The sequence below is a fragment of the Actinobacillus equuli genome (genome assembly GCF_900636745.1).
Classification (GTDB): Bacteria; Pseudomonadota; Gammaproteobacteria; order Enterobacterales; family Pasteurellaceae; genus Actinobacillus; species Actinobacillus equuli.
Window position 1 is genome coordinate 1524876 of sequence record NZ_LR134310.1, and the last position, 21230, is coordinate 1546105.

A 21230-nucleotide genomic window follows, 5' to 3' on the forward strand; every position below is an offset into this window, starting at 1 on the left:
ATAAAAATGACCGAACAACTTTTTCAACAAAAAACCAAAGAATTGATCGACAGCTTAAAAGCCATTTGTGCGAACTATGGGCTAGGGAATGATGGCAATGAATTTAAAATCATTACCCAAGTGTTTTTGTATAAATTTCTTAATGACAAATTTGCCTTTGAAATCAAGCAGATTAAACCGTCTTTGGCGGAGCATGATAGCTGGGAGCAAGCGTTGGGTGAAATGTCCGCTGAAGATTTTGACTTTTTAACAATGAATATGAACGGCGACACCGCCATTTTGCGACCAAATCAATTTATCAGCCATTTGTTCAACCAATCGAATATCGCCAATTTTGCTAATCTGTTCGATGAAACCCTAATGGACATCGCCGCTCAAAATGCGGATATTTTCTCGGTAAAAACCGAAGGTGGGGCGAAAATCAACTTGTTTGACCGTGTCAGCCAATATATTGCCGACCCCAGCAAGCGAGACGCATTCTGCCGTGCGGTAATTAACAAATTGGTGGAATTTAGTTTCGAGCATATTTTCAACCAAAAATTTGATTTTTACGCCACGATTTTTGAGTATCTCATCAAAGATTACAACACCAACTCGGGCGGAAAATATGCCGAATACTACACGCCACACGCGGTGGCTCGTATTATGGCGGCAATTCTCGTGCCTGAAAACGTGCGCGGGCAGTTGCAAAATGTCAGCTGTTACGATCCGTCCGCAGGCTCTGGCACATTGTTGATGAACATCGCCCACGCCATCGGCGAAAAAAAATGTACCATTTACACACAGGATATTTCGCAAAAATCGTCAAACTTGTTGCGATTAAATCTGATCTTAAACAATCTTGTCGCCAGCATTCCTAACGTGGTGCAAGGCAACACGATGACACACCCTTACCATAAATCGGGCGATCAACTCCGCCAGTTTGATTACATCGTGTCTAACCCACCGTTCAAAATGGATTTTAGCGAAGTGCGAGAAGAATTAGCCACGCCCGCCCATAAGGATCGCTTTTTTGCGGGCGTACCAAACGTGCCAAAAGCCAAAAAAGAGGGAATGGCGATTTATCAACTTTTTGTTCAGCACATCATTCACTCGCTTAAAGCAGACGGCAAAGCAGCTGTGGTGTTGCCAACGGGCTTTATTACCGCTCAATCTGGCATTGATAAGAAAATCCGAGAATTTCTGGTGAGCGAAAAAATGTTAGCGGGCGTGGTGTCGATGCCGTCTAACATTTTCGCCACCACAGGCACGAACGTCTCTATTCTCTTTCTCGACCGAGCCAACAAAGAGAACGTGGTGCTGATTGATGCCAGCAACTTGGGCGAAAAAATCAAAGAGGGCAAAAACCAAAAAACCGTGCTTTCCGCCGAAGAAGAGCAACGCATTATTGACGTATTCAACCAGAAAAAAGCGGAAGACGATTTCTCGGTGGTGGTCTCTTATGCCGACATCGCAGCCAAAAATCATAGCCTATCCGCAGGGCAGTATTTTGACGTGAAAATCGACCACATCGACATCACCGCTGCCGAGTTTGAGCAGAAAATGGCAGATTTTCAGCAAAATCTGACCGCACTTTTTGCCGAAAGCAAGGCGTTAGAAAGCCAAATTCAGCAACAAATGGCAACGTTAAAATTTAACGCACAAGCGGTGGAAAATTAGGGGAAGTTTGCGAGATGGAAGAATATAAATTACAAGATTTAATCAGCATTAAAAATGGCAAGAAATATGACCATTTGAATAAAGGCAATATTCCTGTTTATGGCTCAGGTGGGATAATGACTTATGTTGATGATTATCTTTATGATGGCGAAGCTGTACTTTTGCCACGTAAAGGTACGCTAAATAATATTATGTATTCCAAAGGAAAATTATGGACTGTGGATACAATGTATTATGCTTTGGTAAATGAAAAAGCAGATCCGTATTATCTTTATGCTTATTTAAGTCAACTAAATTTAAGTGCGTTAGATTCTGGTTCAACTTTACCAAGTATGACCTCAACGGCTTATTATTCCATTCCTGTTAAGTTGCCTAATAAAAAAAACCAACAAAAAATCGCCCAAGTGCTGTCCACATTGGATCGCAAAATTGCCCTAAACCAACAAATTAACGCCGAACTAGAAAAAATGGCGAAAACACTCTACGACTACTGGTTTGTGCAATTCGACTTCCCCGATGAAAACGGCAACCCCTATAAATCATCAGGCGGCGAGATGTTTTACCACCCCGAACTAAAACGAGAAGTACCGAAGGGGTGGGTGTGTGGAATGCTTGATGATTTAGGACAAATTGTAGGTGGAAGCACACCTTCAACAACAGAAAATGCAAACTTTTCTGAAAATGCGATCGCTTGGATTACACCAAATGATCTTTCAAACAATCAAGGCAATAAATTTATATCTCACGGAGCAATAGATGTTTCAGAACAAGGAATAAAATCAGCATCATTGAAGATTTACCCCAAAGGAACGGTTTTATTAAGCTCACGAGCACCAGTTGGTTATATGGCGATTGCTCAAAATGAATTAACCACAAATCAAGGATTTAAATCATTTATTCCTAATAAGGGTTATTCTGAAATTTTTATCTATTATGCAGTTAAAAATTTAATTCCTGTGATTGAACAAAATGCATCTGGTTCAACATTTAAAGAAATTTCAGCAACAGGTTTAAAAAATATTCCTTGCCTTTTACCACAAAAAGAAATTATTGAAAATTTTGTGTCAAAAATAACCGCACTTTTTGAAAAACAAAGTATAGTTGAAAAAGAAAATAAAAAACTCATCCAACTTCGAGATTTTCTTTTGCCAATGTTAATGAATGGGCAGGTTGAGGTGGCGTAGGGCGAAAAAACAGGATGCCACGTGGCGCCCCTACAATAATAGCCGAATTTGGTATTAAAGGAGAACCAAGATTGCACGACACCATGCCTAAAATCTACATCGGTACCGGCGGTTATAGCGACACGGATTTGGTTGGGACGCTATATCCGCATGGTACGGCAAAAAGTGATTTTTTGACGATTTATAGTTGTCATTACGATACGATTGAGATCAATAGCTCTTTTCATGCGCCTATTGGTGAAAAGGCATTACAAGGCATGGTGGAAAAGGCTGAGAAGCGGTTAAAATTTTCAGTAAAATTGCATCAAGACTTTAGCCATAACCGCACCGCTACCGCTGAACAAGCTCGTTATTTTTGGGATGCTTTGCAGCCGCTTATCGAGCAAAATTGTTTGGCTAATTTGTTTGTGCAATTTCCGCATACTTTTGACCGTACTCCGGCAAACCGCCTTTATCTTGCTCAACTTTGTCACTGGTTTGCTGATTTTCCGCTGGCGGTGGAATTTCGCCACGCCAGTTGGCATATTCCGCCCGTGTTTCAAACCTTTGCCAAACAGCCTAATCTTATTTGGTGTAATGTCGATTACCCGCCGAATATCGGCTTACCGGCTTTTCATTTTCAGAGTTTTCAACGCACGGCTTATTTACGTTTACACGGACACAATCCCAACTGGTGGAAAGCGGATTCAGCCGCAGAACGACATGATTATCGCTATCGCGATGACGAGTTAAAACAACTGGCAAATTTACTTTTTCAACAACGCAATACATTTGATGTGCTTTATCTTTACTTCCAAAACACGACGAAAAGCCATTCTTTCTATAATATCGCAACACTTAAAGGCTATTTAGCCGAGTTAGGATTTGAGGTGAAAACCGAGGTGAATGAACGTAGTGGAGAGCAAGGGAGTTTGTTTTAGTCGGTTCAGAGAAGTAAGAGCGTAGTCGCTAAAAATAAGAAACCCGCACTTCAAGGTAGAAACTTGACGTGCGGGCAATATGAAAGGCTTTACATCATCGCCGCAATGTATTTTAACATTACACCGGCCGCGATAGCAGAGCCGATTACACCGGCTACGTTTGGCCCCATTGCGTGCATTAATAAGAAGTTTTGTTTGTCATATTCCAAACCGACTTTATTTGATACACGAGCTGCCATTGGTACGGCAGAGACACCGGCAGAACCGATAAGCGGGTTAATTTTGTTTTTGCTGAATTTATTCATCAATTTCGCCATTAATACACCGCTTGCGGTACCGATACAAAATGCAATTACGCCTAATACTAAAATGCCTAAAGTTTGTGGTTGAAGGAATTTATCTGCAACTAGTTTTGCCCCGACCGATAAGCCAAGGAAAATTGTCACAATATTGATTAGCGCATTTTGTGCCGTATCATTTAAACGTTCCACCACACCACTGACACGCATTAAGTTACCGAAACAGAACATACCGAGCAACGGTGCTGCATCCGGTAGTAATAATGCTACTAATAAGAGTAAGATAATCGGGAACAGAATTTTTTCTCGATTGCTTACCGTGCGTAATTGCACCATACGAATTTTGCGTTCGGCATCTGTGGTTAACGCTTTCATAATCGGCGGCTGAATCAACGGCACTAACGCCATATAAGAGTAAGCCGCTACTGCAATCGCACCGAGTAATTCAGGCGCAAGTTTACTTGCCAGATAGATTGCGGTCGGGCCGTCCGCACCACCGATAATACCAATCGCTGCCGCTTGCGGTAGAGTAAAGTCAATAATACCTAACCAGTTCAAACCTAAAGCGCCGAGTACGGTTGCGAAAATACCGAATTGTGCTGCTGCACCTAATAAAAGTGTACGAGGGTTCGCGAGTAACGGGCCAAAGTCCGTCATTGCGCCCACGCCCATAAAGATGATGAGTGGTGCAACACCATAACCAATTGCAACTTTATAGAATAGCGCTAGCACACCGGCGGTATAGCCCATATCTCCGGCAATCACTTCTAGCTCGTTTTGTACCGAAGGCGCAACTAGTGCAATCGCTTCTTTAATGCTGTGTACATCCAAACTTGCACTATTTACTTTCGCCGCAATAATCGCTAGCTGTTCGGTTGTGCCGTGATGTAACAGATTATCTAAAGCGGTCATTGCCAAACCGGCTTCCGGAATATTGGATAACAAACCGCCAAAGCCGATTGGCAGGAGAAGGAGCGGTTCAAAGCCACGGGCAATTGCAAGCCAGAGCAATAGCAGACTTACCGCAATCATAATGGCTTGTCCTAGCTCCATATGCATAATGCCCATGCCCTGAAACAGAGCGATAATACTTTCCATATCAACTCCTTATCGTTTAAGCAAGATTCATTAATACTTGATCAACTGCAACGACATCACCTTGTTTTGCCGCAATGCCTTGGACTTTACCGGCTTTTGGTGCGCAAATTTGAGTTTCCATTTTCATTGCTTCAAGAATTAATAACACATCGCCTTCTGCAACTTGCTGACCTTCGCTAACTTCAACTTTAAGAATGTTACCTGCCATCGGTGCTTTGACTGGTTCAGCATTTGCACTGGTTGCTGCAGGAGCTGCAACTTGTAGTGCTGCGGTTGGTGCTGTCGGTGCAATATTTGTAATATCACCACCTTCACTGACTTTCACTACAAAGGCTTTGCCTTCAAGTTCAACCGTATAAACGGCTGGTTCACCTGCTTTTGCTGTGTGAGAAGCGGTCGGTTTTGCCGCTTCTTTTGCAACTTCTGCGGTCGGAGCCGGTTCGAATGCTGCCGGATTATTACGGTTTTCTAAGAATTTCCAACCGACTTGTTGGAATAACGCCACGATTAACACGTCATCAATCGTATTTTCTGAAAGAGTAATACTTTTCTCTTTAGCCTGTGCAGTTACTTCCGCCACTAATTTATCGATTTCCGGTGCGATATGGTTTGCCGGACGATCGGTAATCGGTGCAGCACCTTCAAGCACACGTTCTTGTAACGCTTTATTGACTGGTGCAGGTGTGCGACCGTATTCGCCTTTTAAAATACCGGCGGTTTCTTTGGCGATGGTTTTGTAGCGCTCGCCCATTAACACGTTCATTACTGCTTGGGTGCCGACGATTTGAGATGTTGGCGTAACAAGCGGAATATTACCGAGATCTTCACGTACGCGAGGGATTTCTTGTAATACAAGATCAAGTTTGTCACTTGCATTTTGTTGTTTTAACTGGCTTTCAAGGTTGGTTAACATACCGCCCGGCACTTGTGCAACTAAAATACGGCTGTCTACACCACGTAATTGCCCTTCAAACTTCGCATATTTTTTACGAACGTCACGGAAGTAAGCTGAGATTTTTTCAAGTTGAGGAATGTTCAAGCCGGTGTCGTAAGGCGTGCCTTGAAGTGTTGCGACAATAGATTCGGTTGCCGGATGACCATAAGTGCCGGACATTGAAGAAATAGAGGTATCTACACCATCAACACCCGCTTCAATCGCTTTTAATAATGCCATTTCCGCCATACCGGTGGTTGAGTGGCAGTGTAAGTGAAGTTCTACGTCATAACGTTTTTTAATTTCACTGACTAACTCGTACGCAGCCATTGGGGTTAAGATACCTGACATATCTTTGATAACGAGAGAGTCTACCCCGATTTCCAATAATTGTTCGGTTACGTCTAACCACGTTTGTAACGTGTGTACCGGACTGGTGGTATAACTTAACGTACCTTGTGCATGCCCACCGTGTTTTTTGACCGCTTGTAGTGCCGCTTGCATATTGCGAGGGTCATTTAACGCATCAAACACACGGAACACATCCATCCCATTGGTAACACAACGTTCCACAAAGCGATCTACCACATCATCCGCATAATGACGGTAGCCTAATAAATTTTGTCCGCGTAATAACATTTGCAGTGGTGTATTTGGAATCGCTTTTTTCAACTCACGCAAACGTACCCAAGGATCTTCACCTAAAAAACGGATACAGCTATCAAAAGTCGCACCGCCCCATGCTTCTAAAGACCAATAGCCGATTTTATCTAATTCAGCCGCAATCGGTAACATATCGTCTAAACGTAGTCGTGTCGCAAACAAAGATTGGTGTGCATCACGTAAAACAACATCAGTAATCGCAATTTTTTTGTTTTGAATAGTCATGATAAAAATCCTCTATTATTTTAATCCTTGTTGACGACGATGATGGGCAATAGCAGCCACAATCACGGGGCGTAAATGGTCTAAATTATCAGTTGGAACAGCGCTTGGCGTTGGTTTAGCTAGCGGAGCTGGAAGTGGTTCAGGAAAGAATTTATTGATTATCTTAGAGATAAAACTAATTGCATAAATGAGTACGATCAGAAAAGTAAGCACAAAGCCCATTCCTGAAATCATTAAATTTATGCCTTCACTAAAAAGTTCTGCGTCTGTCATAAATATACCTTTGAATCTATTGTGCTGCATAGAGCAAGATAATCAAATCATTTTTACTCTGCAAACGGTTTCCCTAAGAAATGCCAAGTGCTTCACAATTTTTTTGATTTTGTTGCTAACAAGCGGTCAGATTTAACAAATTTTTTGCAAATTTCACATTAAATATAACCGCTTGTATGATGTTATTGGAGTGGTAAGGTATTTGGCGTTACATCCATTCTTTGGCGGAAGAACGTGGCAAAGCGAGGTTTACCTTTTTCAGTAATGCCTCGATATTTATAAGTAATCAAACTCCCAATGGGTGGCGGATTTTCACGATCTTTATCTTTAAAACCGGATCCGATACGGAAACGTCCACGCTGGTTTTCACAAGTGATTGCGCCCAGTTTATCGCGATATTTCCCTTTGCCGTTATGGTGAGCAATGACGGTACATTCTTCATCTAATACAGGTTTTAATTTGAGAATTTGTGCAGAACGTCCTTTTATGTAAGCAGTATTCGGATTACGTACCACAACGCCTTCGCCGTGTTGGTCAAGTACTTGCTGATAGAATTGCATTAAATGGGCTTTGTCTTGAATCGGAATCTGTTCAATGATTTGAATATAAGGGGTAGGATGCTGTGAAAGATAATTTTTCAATTTAGTTAATCTTTCAAACAAATTGCCATCGGCATTCGGTACATCAAAAACATAAAGTTTCAACTTATACCAGCCTTTAGGCTCACTGGCTCTGACGGTACTTGAGATTTCTTCAAATTTTCCTCTTTCGCTAAAAAGTTCTCCGTCAACCGCAAAAGGTGGGAAATCTTTAATAAAATAGTCTGGAGGTGCAAGCGGATTACCTTGGCGGCTGATAAGTTGCTTGCCGTCCCAATAGCCCCGTACACCATCCAGTTTTTCGCTCATTACCCAGCCGTTTATATCTTGATCTCGATATTGACCTAGTAACATCAAGTCCGGTGTTTTGGAAAATAATGACGTACTGAAGCATAAAAGTATAAGAAGGAGAGTTTTCATATTCGTTACCTATTAAGTGAAGAGGTAAACCAATATATAGAGGATCGAACAAGCGGTCTGATTCTAAGAAAATTTTTCCGATCAGGATCGCAAAATTTTTATCAAACTAGACCGCTTGTATAGTGTGGGATTGATTAGCGTACGGTTTGAACTAATGCCGAGATGTCTACAGGGAATTGTTCCGTGCTAGCCATTTCTACAATTTGCTTATGTGAGTATTGTTTAGCATTGTAAACCACCACAATACTTGTATCGCCAACTTGAAGGAAGTTGCTTTCACCAAATTCAGTATAGCGGGTAGCACCGATACTGATCACTGCTTTTGTCGGATAATTCGCTTGTTTAAGCAATTCGGCAATATGATTCATTGGCCCTTGATCCGGTTGGTTATTCATCTTATCTACAATCCAGTTCAGCAGTTTTTGATGAAAATAACTATAGCTTACTGCAGGGCTATCTTCACCATATACATTAAGTTTACCGTCACGTTTATGGAAACAAGCAATATTGTAATTATCTAAAATACCACCTTGAGCAAAATGATCTAAAGGAATCAGTGTTTCAGAGATCCCTTTTGACGCATTGCCCCAGTTTTTCTTTTCACAAATTTTACGTGCATTCGGACGGCGAATAGAGCAGTCGTTATAAGCGGCAAAATGAGTAGGCTTGAGGGCGATGACTTGATTGTTTTGATATTCAATTTCGCAAATCAATGCAACTTCCGGTTCAATTTGCAGATTGTCAGCATCATTTGGAAAAGTAATCGTATCGTGAGATAAGGGATAAGTTGCGAGGAATTGTTCCGTTGGGTTTAAGGTTTGGCTTGGCACGTAGAAAGGAAAAATCGCTTTCGGTTGAATCGCTTCTTCCGTCTTTACTTGCAAGAAATCAGCCGCTTCACCCGCTTGTTCTAAATGACCGGCAAAATTTCCAGCTACGCCTAAACCAATAAAATGTTCTTTTTGCATAATATCTACCTCTATATAAATAAGTTATACGGAATGTAGCGATTAATTTTAGAAAAAGAAAGTGAATTTTTAGGAAAAGTAAGGATGCGCTATTTGCCGTTTAAAGATGGGGTCTGTTACTTTTTTAACAGAAAAATAATAAAAAACATTCGAATTGTACTAAATGTGTTCTTTTAATCATTTTTTCAAGATTTTTTTGCAAAAAGTGCTTGCAAGGATTTTAGATTTCTCTATAATGCACCTCACACAACGACGCACTGTTGTGAACGATTTAAAATTGATTGCCAGTGCGTCGTTTCTTTTTGTTCTTTAACAATTTATCAGACAATCTGTGTGGGCACTTGTTGATTGACTTAATTAAAAAATATTTTTGATTTTGAAGTCTTAATAGGTGCTTAAACTAGAAATTCATTTTTACTTTTAAAGTAATATGTAAACTTAGCTAAGCAGTTTATTGAGCGATTAAACTTTTTGAATTGAAGAGTTTGATCATGGCTCAGATTGAACGCTGGCGGCAGGCTTAACACATGCAAGTCGAACGGTAGCACGAAGGAGCTTGCTCCTTGGGTGACGAGTGGCGGACGGGTGAGTAATGCTTGGGAATCTGGCTTATGGAGGGGGATAACTACGGGAAACTGTAGCTAATACCGCGTAATATCTTCGGATTAAAGTGTGGGACCGCAAGGCCACATGCCATGAGATGAGCCCAAGTGGGATTAGGTAGTTGGTGGGGTAAAGGCCTACCAAGCCGACGATCTCTAGCTGGTCTGAGAGGATGACCAGCCACACTGGAACTGAGACACGGTCCAGACTCCTACGGGAGGCAGCAGTGGGGAATATTGCACAATGGGGGGAACCCTGATGCAGCCATGCCGCGTGAATGAAGAAGGCCTTCGGGTTGTAAAGTTCTTTCGGTAGCGAGGAAGGTGGTTGTTTTAATAGAACAATCAATTGACGTTAACTACAGAAGAAGCACCGGCTAACTCCGTGCCAGCAGCCGCGGTAATACGGAGGGTGCGAGCGTTAATCGGAATAACTGGGCGTAAAGGGCACGCAGGCGGTTGATTAAGTGAGATGTGAAAGCCCCGGGCTTAACCTGGGAATTGCATTTCATACTGGTCAACTAGAGTACTTTAGGGAGGGGTAGAATTCCACGTGTAGCGGTGAAATGCGTAGAGATGTGGAGGAATACCGAAGGCGAAGGCAGCCCCTTGGGAATGTACTGACGCTCATGTGCGAAAGCGTGGGGAGCAAACAGGATTAGATACCCTGGTAGTCCACGCTGTAAACGCTGTCGATTTGGGGATTGGACTTTAAGTCTGGTGCCCGAAGCTAACGTGATAAATCGACCGCCTGGGGAGTACGGCCGCAAGGTTAAAACTCAAATGAATTGACGGGGGCCCGCACAAGCGGTGGAGCATGTGGTTTAATTCGATGCAACGCGAAGAACCTTACCTACTCTTGACATCCATGGAATCTTGTAGAGATACGAGAGTGCCTTCGGGAACCATGAGACAGGTGCTGCATGGCTGTCGTCAGCTCGTGTTGTGAAATGTTGGGTTAAGTCCCGCAACGAGCGCAACCCTTATCCTTTGTTGCCAGCGGTTCGGCCGGGAACTCAAAGGAGACTGCCAGTGATAAACTGGAGGAAGGTGGGGATGACGTCAAGTCATCATGGCCCTTACGAGTAGGGCTACACACGTGCTACAATGGCGTATACAGAGGGAAGCAATATGGCGACATGGAGCAAATCTCACAAAGTACGTCTAAGTCCGGATTGGAGTCTGCAACTCGACTCCATGAAGTCGGAATCGCTAGTAATCGCAAATCAGAATGTTGCGGTGAATACGTTCCCGGGCCTTGTACACACCGCCCGTCACACCATGGGAGTGGGTTGTACCAGAAGTAGATAGCTTAACCGCAAGGGGGGCGTTTACCACGGTATGATTCATGACTGGGGTGAAGTCGTAACAAGGTAACCGTAGGGGAACCTGCGGTTGGATCACCTCCTTACCAAGATTAAGCGACTGCAAGTGTTCACACAGATTGTTTGATAGAAAGAAGACGAAAACGGATATAATCCGGCATCCTTTTGGGTCTGTAGCTCAGGTGGTTAGAGCGCACCCCTGATAAGGGTGAGGTCGGTGGTTCAAGTCCACTCAGACCCACCACTCTAAACGAGTGAAAACTGAAAGGTGAGATTATGTTCAGTCATGATGTATGGGGATATAGCTCAGCTGGGAGAGCGCCTGCCTTGCACGCAGGAGGTCAGCGGTTCGATCCCGCTTATCTCCACCAATCATCATGACTAAGTGAATAAATAGAATGTTTGTTTATTTAGTCATGATGATAAGTCAAATTATTGTCTTAAATTGTTCTTTAAAAAATTGGAAACAAGCTGAAAAACTGAGAGATTTTTCAAGTTCGTTAAAGCGGAAGTGATAACGAATACATTGAAAGTCTGAGTAGTTAAAAAATCTTAGCTGAACAAAAGCAGCTAAGTGTTTAGTTTAAAAACTAACGTCAAATGCGAAGTTTGAAAGAATAAGAACATTTGAGGTTGTATAGTTAAGTGACTAAGCGTACACGGTGGATGCCTTGGCAATCAGAGGCGAAGAAGGACGTGCTAATCTGCGAAAAGCTTGGATGAGTTGATAAGAAGCGTTTAATCCAAGATATCCGAATGGGGAAACCCACTAGATGAAGAATCTAGTATTTACTACTGAATACATAGGTAGTAAAGGCAAACCGGGAGAACTGAAACATCTAAGTACCCCGAGGAAAAGAAATCAACCGAGATTCTGTAAGTAGCGGCGAGCGAAAGCGGAAGAGCCTGTTAGTGATAGCAGTAGACACAGAAGAACGAGCTGGGAAGCTCGACTATAAAGGGTGATAGTCCCGTATTCGAAGTTTCAATTGTGGTACTAAGCTAACGATAAGTAGGGCGGGACACGAGAAATCCTGTTTGAAGATGGGGGGACCATCCTCCAAGGCTAAATACTCCTGATTGACCGATAGTGAACCAGTACTGTGAAGGAAAGGCGAAAAGAACCCCAGTGAGGGGAGTGAAATAGAACCTGAAACCGTGTACGTACAAGCAGTGGGAGCCTCTTAATGGGGTGACTGCGTACCTTTTGTATAATGGGTCAGCGACTTATATTTTGTAGCGAGGTTAACTGAATAAGGGAGCCGAAGGGAAACCGAGTCTTAACTGGGCGTTTGAGTTGCAAGGTATAGACCCGAAACCCGGTGATCTAGCCATGGGCAGGTTGAAGATTGGGTAACACTAATTGGAGGACCGAACCGACTAATGTTGAAAAATTAGCGGATGACTTGTGGCTGGGGGTGAAAGGCCAATCAAACCGGGAGATAGCTGGTTCTCCCCGAAATCTATTTAGGTAGAGCCTTGAGCGGACACCTTCGGGGGTAGAGCACTGTTTCGGCTAGGGGTCCATCCCGGATTACCAACCCGATGCAAACTGCGAATACCGAAGAGTGATACTCAGGAGACACACGGTGGGTGCTAACGTCCATCGTGGAGAGGGAAACAACCCAGACCGCCAGCTAAGGTCCCAAAGTACTAGTTAAGTGGGAAACGAAGTGGGAAGGCTTAGACAGCTAGGATGTTGGCTTAGAAGCAGCCACCATTTAAAGAAAGCGTAATAGCTCACTAGTCGAGTCGGCCTGCGCGGAAGATGTAACGGGGCTAAAACTAGTCACCGAAGCTGCGGCATCAGTAGAAATACTGTTGGGTAGGGGAGCGTTCTGTAAGCGGATGAAGCTGAATTGAGAAGTTTGGTGGACGTATCAGAAGTGCGAATGCTGACATAAGTAACGACAAAACGAGTGAAAAACTCGTTCGCCGGAAGACCAAGGGTTCCTGTCCAACGTTAATCGGGGCAGGGTGAGTCGGCCCCTAAGGCGAGGCTGAAAAGCGTAGTCGATGGGAAACGGGTTAATATTCCCGTACTTGGTATAACTGCGATGTGGGGACGGAGAAGGTTAGGTTATCAGACTGTTGGATGTCTGTTTAAGCCGGTAGGTGGGAATTTTAGGCAAATCCGGAATTCCGTTAACACCGAGAAGTGATGACGAGTCTCTACGGAGACGAAGTAACCGATACCACGCTTCCAGGAAAAGCCACTAAGCTTCAGGTTATACTAAACCGTACTATAAACCGACACAGGTGGTCAGGTAGAGAATACTCAGGCGCTTGAGAGAACTCGGGTGAAGGAACTAGGCAAAATAGCACCGTAACTTCGGGAGAAGGTGCGCCGGCGTAGATTGTAGAGATTTACTCTCGAAGGTTGAACCGGTCGAAGATACCAGCTGGCTGCAACTGTTTATTAAAAACACAGCACTCTGCAAACACGAAAGTGGACGTATAGGGTGTGATGCCTGCCCGGTGCTGGAAGGTTAATTGATGGTGTTATCGAAAGAGAAGCTCCTGATCGAAGCCCCAGTAAACGGCGGCCGTAACTATAACGGTCCTAAGGTAGCGAAATTCCTTGTCGGGTAAGTTCCGACCTGCACGAATGGCATAATGATGGCCAGGCTGTCTCCACCCGAGACTCAGTGAAATTGAAATCGCCGTGAAGATGCGGTGTACCCGCGGCTAGACGGAAAGACCCCGTGAACCTTTACTATAGCTTGACACTGAACATTGAATTTTGATGTGTAGGATAGGTGGGAGCCTTTGAAGCAGTCACGCCAGTGATTGTGGAGGCGTCCTTGAAATACCACCCTTTAACGTTTGATGTTCTAACGAAGATTGCGGAACGCGGTCTCGGACAGTGTCTGGTGGGTAGTTTGACTGGGGCGGTCTCCTCCCAAAGAGTAACGGAGGAGCACGAAGGTTTGCTAATCACGGTCGGACATCGTGAGGTTAGTGCAATGGTATAAGCAAGCTTAACTGCGAGACAGACAAGTCGAGCAGGTGCGAAAGCAGGTCATAGTGATCCGGTGGTTCTGAATGGAAGGGCCATCGCTCAACGGATAAAAGGTACTCCGGGGATAACAGGCTGATACCGCCCAAGAGTTCATATCGACGGCGGTGTTTGGCACCTCGATGTCGGCTCATCACATCCTGGGGCTGAAGTAGGTCCCAAGGGTATGGCTGTTCGCCATTTAAAGTGGTACGCGAGCTGGGTTTAGAACGTCGTGAGACAGTTCGGTCCCTATCTGCCGTGGGCGTTGGAGAATTGAGAGGGGCTGCTCCTAGTACGAGAGGACCGGAGTGGACGCATCACTGGTGTTCCAGTTGTCTCGCCAGAGGCATTGCTGGGTAGCTACATGCGGAAGAGATAAGTGCTGAAAGCATCTAAGCACGAAACTTGCCTCAAGATGAGTTCTCCCAGTCTATAAGACTGTAAGGGTTGTTGGAGACTACGACGTAGATAGGTCTGGTGTGTAAGTGGTGTGAGCCATTGAGCTAACGGATACTAATTGCCCGAGAGGCTTAACTATACAACGCTCAAGTGTTTTTGGGCATGAAGACTAAAGACTAGAAAATCAGTAACAGCTTGTTTCGAATTTAAAGTGCGAATAAAAAGCAGATAAAGAACAAAGAAAAAGACAGATAAAGACGAAGGCGATAGCCGAAGTCATCGACAGAATATTCTGGCGACCAGAGTGCTGTGGCTCTACCTGATTCCATTCCGAACTCAGAAGTAAAACGCAGTAACGCCGATGGTAGTGTGGGGTTTCCCCATGTGAGAGTAGGGCATCGCCAGATTGCATTTAGGGACCCTGTGGTTAGAGATAACCACGGGGTTTTTGCTTTTTTGAGGATTTGAGAGCTAAAGGGCATAGTTCACTCGAAAGGCTGAAAATCCAAATAAAACAATCCGAAAAATCAAAGTAGTCTACAAGCGAAGTAAAAGTGAGCTTACACTTTTGTTTTCTTTTAATGCGAAGGAAAGTATTTTCTGGTTTGACTACTTCTCAAAATCACTCTTTTCCGTTATTCTTCTACTATTGATTATATCTATAGGATTTAAACATTTCTTTGCAATTACCATTACCCATTCATCAAGTTGATGATGAGACTTTCGATAATTTTTACGCAGAAAACAGCCTTGTGCTGTTGGATTCTTTGCGCCAAAATTTTGTCGATGTGCAGCAGCCATTTTTTTATATTTGGGGCGGGAAAAGTAGTGGTAAGAGCCATCTCCTAAAAGCGGTAAGTAATCATTATTTACTGAATCAGCAAACGTCTAGCTATATTCCTTTAGAAAAATCACAATACTTTTCGCCAATGGTTTTGGATAATGCCGAACAATTAGATGTTATCTGTTTGGATGATCTCCAAGTAGTTGCCGGTGATGAAGCTTGGGAACTCGCTATTTTTAATCTCTTTAACCAGATCCGGGAGCAACAAGGTTTATTTGGTAGCGGTCATAAGACATTGCTGCTGATAAGTGCTGATTGTCCTCCGCATCAATTAAAGATCAATTTACCTGATCTTCGTTCTCGCCTTACTTGGGGAGAGGTTTATCAGTTAAATGATTTAACTGATGATCAAAAGAGAATCATTTTACAGCGTAATGCATACCAAAAAGGAATGGAGCTTTCCGATGAGGTTGCTAATTTCTTACTAAAACGTTTGGATAGAGATTTACAAACACTTTCCACTGAATTGGATCGTCTCGATAGAGCCTCTTTACAGGCACAGCGGAAATTAACCGTGCCTTTTGTGAAAGAAATTTTAGGGCTTTGATGCGATTTGATTCCTATCAATATTTGCAAAAAAATCGCCAAATTTAACCGCTTGTTACCTCTAAAGAGGTAACGGCTTTGCTACGCTAAAATGTAGGCTTATGTTAAACTTTGTTAACTTTACTACCAATAAATAATTATGTCTTATATGCATCAACTTTCAGTGATTAATTTAGCTTGTGAGCGGGGCGAGAACCGTCTTTTTGAAGGTTGTCAGTTTTCTGTGAAAAGCGGAGATTGGCTACAAATTGAAGGACATAACGGTATTGGTAAAACAAGTTTATTAAGAATTCTTGCCGGATTATCGACACCCGCCGAAGGCGATGTCCTTTGGAATGATGAGCCTATTCAGAAATGCCGTGAAGAATATTATACAGAGCTATTTTATTTGGGGCATCATGCCGGAGTGAAACCGGAACTTAGTCCGTGGGAAAATCTACGTTTTTTCCAAAAAATGCAAAAGTTGCCGTTAAGTGATGATGTGCTTTGGAATGCTTTGGATAAAGTGGGATTAGTTGGGCGAGAGGATTTACCTTGTTCACACCTCTCAGCAGGCCAGCAGCGTCGTGTCGCTTTAGCAAAATTGTGGCTGACTAAGCAGAAACTTTGGATCTTAGATGAACCTTTTACCGCAATTGATAAAAAAGGTGTGGCTGATTTGATCTCTCATATCGAACGCCACTGTGAGGAAGGTGGGATAGTGATATTCACTAGCCATCAGGCAGCAGAAAGTAGCCAAGTACAGATTCTTTCATTAGATAAATTTAAGATATAAATATTGATATGATTTTATTTAATATTATTCAGCGAGAACTGACTATTGCTTTTCGCAAGCCGGCGGAGATTTTAAATCCCTTATGGTTCTTTCTGATTGTGATTACCCTTTTCCCGTTATTAATGGGGCCAAATCCTGAATTATTAGGCAAAATTGCACCGGGAGTGGCATGGGTTGCCGCATTATTATCGGCATTATTATCGTTTGAGCGGTTATTTCGGGATGACTATTTGGACGGCTCTTTGGAACAGCTTATGCTTTTGCCGATTGGTTTGCCACAAGTTGCGTTAGCAAAAGTGATTGCACACTGGTTATTAACCGGATTGCCCCTGATTTTATTGTCACCGGTTGCGGCGATTTTGCTTTCGTTAGAAACACAAGTTTGGTGGGCACTCGTTCTTACTTTATTACTGGGAACGCCGATTCTTAGCTGTTTAGGGGCGATAGGTGTTGCGCTTACGGTCGGTTTACGTAAAGGCGGGACATTACTCAGTTTACTTATTTTGCCATTATTTTTACCGGTATTGATTTTTGCCGCCGCAGTATTAGAAGCTGCAACTTTGAATATGGGATATAGTGGTCAGCTTGCGATCATCGGTGCTATTTTGGCTCTAACCTTAACTTTCTCACCTTTTGCAATTGCTGGGGCGTTAAGAATAAGTATTCAATAGCAAATACTTTTGAAGATCGCATAGTAAGTAAGCGGTTAAATTTTTATTATTTTTTGTAATTTGGAGATGTTATGTGGAAATGGCTTCACCCCTACGCTAAATCGGAAACACAATATCGATTGCTTGGGAAAGTTCAACCGGTATTAGGTTGGTTAAGTTTTATGATGTTAGCGGTTGCGTTTGTGTGGGGACTTGGTTTCGCACCTAAGGATTATCAGCAGGGCGATAGTTATCGTATTATCTTTATCCATGTGCCGGCAGCAATTTGGTCGATGGGGGTATATGGTTCAATGGCGGTTGCCGCATTGGTGGCATTAGTGTGGCAGATTCGTCAAGCAAGCCTTGCGATGATTTCAATGGCGCCAATCGGGTTAGTGTTTGCCTTTATTTCGCTTGCAACCGGTGCTATTTGGGGTAAACCGATGTGGGGAACTTGGTGGGTTTGGGACGCTCGCTTGACGTCTGCTTTAGTTTTATTCTTCCTATATATTGGGGTAATGGCACTTTATTCCGCTTTCCAAGACAAGCAAACCGGTGCGAAAGCAGCCGGTGTGTTAGCGGTAGTTGGTGTGATTAATCTTCCGATTATTCACTTTTCAGTGGAGTGGTGGAACACCTTACATCAAGGCGCAACCATTACGAAATTAGATAAGCCGTCTATGGCTGTAGAAATGTTGATTCCGTTATTATTGGCGATTTTCGGCAGCTTAATTTTTACCGCTTGGTTTAGTATTTGGCGTTATCGTATTGCGCTCTTAAATGATGAGCGTAAGCGCCCTTGGGTAAAAGCACTTGTGACAAAATAAGCGGTTAAATTAGGAGAAAAAGATGCAATTTCAATTTGAATCATTAAGTGATTTCCTTTCAATGGGAAATTACGGTTTCTATGTTTGGCTTTCTTATGCGGTTTCTATTATTGCGATGGGCGGCTTGATTTGGTTCTCTCGTCGAGAAGAAAAACAAATTGTGCAACAAGTCAAAAAAGAGTTAGCACGAGAAGCACAACTCAATAAGAAGTAGTTATAGCTATGGAATTAAGCGGTCATTTTTATATAACTTTTTGCAAGTTAGTTAGAAAAAATGACCGCTTACTTATTTTGAGGTATAGGGTTTGAGAAAAAGCAAAGATTCTTTCTAGAGATTAAAGTAATAGCGGAATCTTAAATGATTTTTTGTTATTCTACGCAGAGTTTTTTATTTAAATTTTTTTGTGCAATCGGCACATTTTGAAAGGTGATTACTATGAATCCAAGACGTAAATCGCGATTGAAAGTGGTGGTTTCAATTTTATTCGGTGTGGCGGTTGCCGCCGGTCTGACGCTTTATGCGCTAAGTCAGAATATCGATTTATTTTATACGCCATCGGAAATTGTAAATGGTAAGAATGATGACCCGAATCAAAAACCGGAAGTGGGTCAACGTATTCGTGTTGGCGGAATGGTTGTGGAAGACACGGTAAAGCGTGATGAGAAAACCTTAAAAGTTGAATTTGATGTGAATGATGTTGGACCCTCGATTACGATTGAATACGAAGGTATTTTGCCGGATTTATTCCGTGAAGGGCAAGGCATTGTGGCGCAAGGCGTATTAATTGAGCCGACTCGTTTAAGAGCAACGGAAGTCTTGGCGAAGCATGATGAGAACTATATGCCGCCGGAGTTAGGTGACAAATTAAAACAAAAACACAATAAGATGGGTGTTTCAGAATCTGATTTAAAAGGTGAATCAGAGCGTGATAGAGCGGAAATAGAAGAGACCCTGAAGACTTTGCAAGGGGAGTCTAAATAATGATTGCGGAATTAGGCAATTATGGCTTAGCACTTGCGCTAGGATTGTCAATTTTCTTGGCAATCTTACCGCTTATCGGTGCACAGAAAGGTAATATCACCTTAATGTCGTTAGCTCGCCCGATGACATGGGGAATGTTTCTGGCACTCACGATTTCATTCGGCTCGCTTTTCTATTTATTTGCCGTAAATGATTTTAGTGTGCAGTATGTGGTGAATAACTCGAATTCAACCTTACCGCTACAATACCGTTTATCTGCGGTATGGGGTTCTCATGAAGGCTCTTTATTGCTTTGGATTTGGTTGCTAGCACTTTGGGCAGTTGCTGTAGCTGCCTTTAGTCGTCAGATGCCGGAAGAAGCAGTGGCGCGCGTATTGAGTATCATGGGCTTGATTAGTATTGGATTCCTACTATTTATTCTTTTTAGTTCGAATCCGTTTGCGCGTACTTTCCCTAATTTCCCCGCTGATGGTCGAGAATTAAACCCGATGTTGCAAGATGTCGGCTTAATTTTCCATCCACCATTACTATACATGGGATACGTTGGTTTTTCGGTGGCATTCGCCTTTGCGATTGCTTCCCTAATGACCGGCAGATTGGATACCGCTTGGGCACGCTGGTCTCGTCCTTGGACCATGGCAGCCTGGGTATTTTTAACGCTAGGTATCGTGTTAGGCTCTTGGTGGGCTTATTATGAATTGGGTTGGGGCGGTTGGTGGTTCTGGGACCCGGTCGAGAATGCTTCTTTAATGCCTTGGATTGCAGGCACAGCGCTGATTCATTCATTAGCGGTAACGGAAAAACGCAGTACCTTTAAAGCTTGGACGGTGTTGCTTGCGATATTAGCATTTTCGCTTTGCTTGCTAGGTACGTTTTTGGTGCGTTCAGGCATATTAGTTTCGGTGCATGCGTTTGCTTCGGATCCAACGCGTGGTTTATATATCTTGGCTTATTTAGTGCTGGTTATTGGCGGCTCATTATTACTTTATGCTTTCCAAGGTTCAAAAATTAAAAGCTTAGATAATTATGAAAGATATTCACGTGAATCAATGTTATTAATTAATAATATTTTATTAATGGCATTTTTATCCGTGGTATTTTTAGGTACGATTTTACCGCTAATTCATAAGCAGATCGGTTTAGGCTCAATCTCTATTGGTGCGCCGTTCTTTGATCAAATGTTTGTCATATTGATGGTACCGTTTGCCTTTATTTTGGGTATCGGCCCATTAGTGAAATGGCGCAGAGATCAAATTTCAGCGATTCGTACGCCGGTACTTATCTCATTAGTGTTAATGACGGTGCTTGGTTTTGCGTTACCATATTTATTTGCTGATCGTATTACCGCAACTTCGGTGTTAGGGGTAATGATGGCGGCAATTATCATTATTTTGAGCTTATATGAATTACATCAACGTGCGACACATCGCCATACCTTCTTTAGCGGTATTTTCAAACTATCTCGTTCGCATTGGGGAATGGTGTTAGCGCACGTTGGGGTGGCGATGACTGTATTTGGTATCGCATTTAGTCAGAATTTCAGTATTGAGAAAGACGTTCGTATGAACGTTGGCGATCAGGTACAAATTCTTGATTACAATTTTGAATTTAAAGGGATCAAGATTACTGACGGAGCGAACTACCAAGGTGGCACAGCAGAAATTGCGATTACTAAAAACGGCGAATATGAAGCAACCTTAAATGCAGAAAAGCGTTTTTATAACGTGAGTAAAATGGGTATGACCGAAGCAGCGATTGATTGGGGCTTTAGCCGGGATCTTTATGCTGCTTTAGGTGAAAAACTCGAAGACGGCTCATGGGGCGTTCGTTTATATTACAAACCGTTTATTCGCTGGATCTGGATTGGCGGATTATTTATGGCATTAGGCGGTCTATTGTGTATGATGGATAAACGCTATCGCGTTCGTATTCATGCCTAAATTGGGTTGAGTTCTTAGTTACACTTAGGTAAGCGGTCGAATTTTCGAATTTTTTTGCAAATTTTCGAAAAATTCGACCGCTTGTTTTATAACTCTA

At 42.9% G+C, this 21230-nt stretch carries 15 protein-coding genes, 2 tRNA genes and 3 rRNA genes; 15 read left to right on the top strand and 5 right to left on the bottom strand.

Features of this window, described 5'->3' with window-relative positions:
- Positions 1–6: 6 nt before the first annotated feature.
- From EL121_RS07225 to EL121_RS07235, 3 genes are all read left to right on the top strand, one after another.
- Positions 7–1659 (top strand): HsdM family class I SAM-dependent methyltransferase, encoded by a 1653-nt coding sequence (locus EL121_RS07225; RefSeq protein ID WP_039198765.1) that lies wholly within the window; start codon positions 7–9, stop codon positions 1657–1659.
- A 14-nt stretch (positions 1660–1673) separates the two neighbouring features.
- Entirely contained in the window at positions 1674–2843 is a 1170-nt protein-coding gene (locus EL121_RS07230) for a restriction endonuclease subunit S (RefSeq protein WP_039198767.1), read from the top strand.
- A gap of 83 nt (positions 2844–2926) precedes the next feature.
- Positions 2927–3763: a DUF72 domain-containing protein gene (locus tag EL121_RS07235; RefSeq protein ID WP_039198769.1), complete on the top strand. Its 837-nt coding sequence runs from the start codon at positions 2927–2929 to the stop codon at positions 3761–3763.
- Between the two features lie 89 nt (positions 3764–3852).
- Here EL121_RS07235 and EL121_RS07240 read toward each other — a convergent pair whose 3' ends face one another.
- From EL121_RS07240 to EL121_RS07260, 5 genes are all read right to left on the bottom strand, one after another.
- Entirely contained in the window at positions 3853–5160 is a 1308-nt protein-coding gene (locus EL121_RS07240) for an oxaloacetate decarboxylase subunit beta (RefSeq protein WP_039198771.1), read from the bottom strand.
- Between the two features lie 16 nt (positions 5161–5176).
- On the bottom strand, positions 5177–6982 hold the full coding sequence (oadA, locus tag EL121_RS07245; RefSeq protein ID WP_039198772.1) for a sodium-extruding oxaloacetate decarboxylase subunit alpha: 1806 nt from the start codon (positions 6980–6982) through the stop codon (positions 5177–5179).
- Positions 6983–6997: 15 nt separating this feature from the next.
- Complete coding sequence (locus tag EL121_RS07250; protein WP_039198774.1) at positions 6998–7255, bottom strand: oxaloacetate decarboxylase subunit gamma; 258 nt, start codon at positions 7253–7255, stop codon at positions 6998–7000.
- A gap of 182 nt (positions 7256–7437) precedes the next feature.
- Positions 7438–8274 (bottom strand): DNA ligase, encoded by an 837-nt coding sequence (locus tag EL121_RS07255; protein ID WP_039198776.1) that lies wholly within the window; start codon positions 8272–8274, stop codon positions 7438–7440.
- 134 nt (positions 8275–8408) lie between these two features.
- A complete protein-coding gene (locus tag EL121_RS07260; protein WP_039198778.1) occupies positions 8409–9242 on the bottom strand; it encodes a DUF5718 family protein in 834 nt (277 codons plus the stop codon).
- Positions 9243–9715: 473 nt separating this feature from the next.
- Here EL121_RS07260 and EL121_RS07265 point away from each other — a divergent pair.
- The 12 genes from EL121_RS07265 to EL121_RS07320 all read left to right on the top strand — a co-directional run bounded on the left by EL121_RS07265 (position 9716) and on the right by EL121_RS07320 (position 21133).
- Positions 9716–11255 (top strand): 16S ribosomal RNA (locus EL121_RS07265).
- A gap of 81 nt (positions 11256–11336) precedes the next feature.
- Positions 11337–11413: transfer RNA gene (locus tag EL121_RS07270), tRNA-Ile, on the top strand.
- A gap of 51 nt (positions 11414–11464) precedes the next feature.
- A tRNA-Ala gene (locus EL121_RS07275) sits at positions 11465–11540 on the top strand.
- A gap of 268 nt (positions 11541–11808) precedes the next feature.
- Positions 11809–14708, top strand: a 23S ribosomal RNA gene (locus EL121_RS07280).
- Positions 14709–14860: 152 nt separating this feature from the next.
- Positions 14861–14976, top strand: a 5S ribosomal RNA gene (gene rrf, locus EL121_RS07285).
- Together the 16S, 23S and 5S rRNA genes with 2 tRNA genes alongside form the textbook arrangement of a ribosomal RNA operon.
- 273 nt (positions 14977–15249) lie before the next feature.
- A complete protein-coding gene (gene hda / locus EL121_RS07290) occupies positions 15250–15960 on the top strand; it encodes a DnaA regulatory inactivator Hda (RefSeq protein WP_039198780.1) in 711 nt (236 codons plus the stop codon).
- 138 nt (positions 15961–16098) lie between these two features.
- The gene (ccmA, locus tag EL121_RS07295) at positions 16099–16734 is read left to right on the top strand and encodes a cytochrome c biogenesis heme-transporting ATPase CcmA (RefSeq protein WP_039198782.1); all 636 of its coding nucleotides are present in this window, start codon (positions 16099–16101) and stop codon (positions 16732–16734) included.
- 8 nt (positions 16735–16742) lie between these two features.
- Entirely contained in the window at positions 16743–17405 is a 663-nt protein-coding gene (gene ccmB, locus EL121_RS07300; protein WP_039198784.1) for a heme exporter protein CcmB, read from the top strand.
- Positions 17406–17476: 71 nt separating this feature from the next.
- Positions 17477–18211, top strand: coding sequence for a heme ABC transporter permease (locus EL121_RS07305; RefSeq protein ID WP_039198786.1), 735 nt, complete (start codon positions 17477–17479; stop codon positions 18209–18211).
- 22 nt (positions 18212–18233) lie between these two features.
- Complete coding sequence (gene ccmD / locus EL121_RS07310; RefSeq protein ID WP_039198788.1) at positions 18234–18425, top strand: heme exporter protein CcmD; 192 nt, start codon at positions 18234–18236, stop codon at positions 18423–18425.
- Positions 18426–18647: 222 nt separating this feature from the next.
- Positions 18648–19193: a cytochrome c maturation protein CcmE gene (gene ccmE, locus EL121_RS07315; RefSeq protein WP_039198792.1), complete on the top strand. Its 546-nt coding sequence runs from the start codon at positions 18648–18650 to the stop codon at positions 19191–19193.
- Positions 19193–21133, top strand: a complete 1941-nt coding sequence (locus tag EL121_RS07320) for a heme lyase CcmF/NrfE family subunit (RefSeq protein ID WP_039198794.1) — start codon at positions 19193–19195, stop codon at positions 21131–21133. The genes ccmE and EL121_RS07320 overlap by 1 nt, the downstream gene beginning before the upstream one ends.
- Positions 21134–21230: the final 97 nt, after the last annotated feature.